Raw genomic sequence first — 1,588 nt, 5'->3', positions numbered from 1 at the left:
TGAAGATTCTGGTTCCCGTGAAACGGGTTATTGACTACAACGTGAAGGTTCGGGTGAAGGCGGACGGGTCGGGTGTTGATCTGGCCAACGTCAAGATGAGCATGAACCCGTTCGACGAAATTGCGGTTGAAGAAGCGGTCCGCCTGAAAGAAGCCGGCATTGCCACCGAAGTCATCGCCGTCTCCTGCGGCGTGGCCGCCTGCCAGGAAACCCTGCGCACCGCCATGGCCATTGGTGCCGACCGCGGCATCCTCGTCGAAACCGACGTCGACCTCCAGCCGCTGGCCGTCGCCAAGCTCCTCAAGGCCCTGTGCGACAAGGAAGCCCCGCAACTCGTCATCTGCGGCAAACAAGCCATCGACGACGACGCCAACCAGACCGGGCAAATGCTCGCTGCCCTGCAAAACTGGCCGCAAGCCACCTTCGCCTCCAAGGTCGTCCTGGCCGACGGCAAAGCGACCGTCACCCGCGAAATCGACGGTGGCCTGGAGACCCTGCAGATCACCCTGCCGGCTGTCGTCTCCACCGACCTGCGCCTGAATGAACCGCGCTACGCCACCCTGCCCAACATCATGAAAGCCAAGAAGAAGCCGCTCGACACCGTCAAGCCGGCCGACCTTGGCGTCGACGTCACCCCGCGCCTGACCACCCTCAAGGTTGCCGAACCTGCCAAGCGCAGCGCCGGCGTCAAGGTCGCCGACGTCGCCGAACTCGTCAACAAACTCAAGAACGAAGCGAAGGTGATCTAAATGACCATTCTCGTCATCGCCGAACACGACAACGCCGCCCTCAAGGCCGCCACCCTCAACACCGTTGCCGCCGCCCAGAAGATTGGTGGCGACATCCACGTCCTCGTCGCCGGATCCGGCTGCGCAGCCGCCGCCCAACAAGCCGCCGGCCTGCAAGGCGTCAGCACCGTCAAGGTCGCCGATGCCGCGCACTACGCTGCCCAGACCGCCGAGAATCTCACCGCGCTGGTCATTGCCAACGCCGGCGGCTACAGCCACATCCTCGCCCCGGCCACCACCTTCGGCAAGAACCTCGCCCCGCGTGTGGCCGCGCTGCTCGACGTCGCCCAGATCTCCGAGATCACCGCCGTCGAATCCGCCGACACCTTCGTGCGTCCCATCTACGCCGGCAATGCCCTGGCCACGGTCAAGAGCGTCGATGCGGTCAAGGTCATCACCGTCCGCAGCACCGCCTTCGACGCCGTCGGCACCGGTGGCAGCGCCGCCATCGAAGCCATCGCCGCCGCCGCCGACACTGCACAGACCCAACTCCAGAACCGCGAACTCACCAAGTCCGAGCGTCCCGAACTCGGGGCTGCCAAGATCATCGTCTCCGGCGGTCGTGGCCTGGGTAGTGGCGAGAACTACCACAAGCTGCTCGAACCGCTCGCCGACAAGCTCGGTGCTGCGCTGGGCGCTTCCCGTGCCGCCGTCGATGCCGGCTTCGTCCCGAACGACTACCAGGTCGGCCAGACCGGCAAGATCGTCGCCCCGCAGCTCTACATCGCGGTCGGTATCTCCGGGGCCATCCAGCACCTGGCCGGCATGAAGGACTCCAAGGTCATCGTCGCCATCAACAA

The 1,588-nt window shown here is 65.1% G+C and carries 2 protein-coding genes; both read left to right on the top strand.

The features are described 5' to 3' along the window. On the top strand, positions 1-749 hold a 749-nt coding region (locus F1002_RS20825; protein ID WP_150430965.1), incomplete at its 5' end, for an electron transfer flavoprotein subunit beta/FixA family protein. Continuing rightward, on the top strand, positions 750-1,588 hold an 839-nt coding region (locus F1002_RS20820), incomplete at its 3' end, for an electron transfer flavoprotein subunit alpha/FixB family protein (RefSeq protein ID WP_150430964.1).

It is taken from the genome of Dechloromonas sp. CZR5, assembly GCF_008711155.1.
Lineage (GTDB): Bacteria > Pseudomonadota > Gammaproteobacteria > Burkholderiales > Rhodocyclaceae > Azonexus.
Note: the sequence above shows the minus strand (reverse complement) of the source record. Positions and strands in the feature narration are given on the sequence as shown.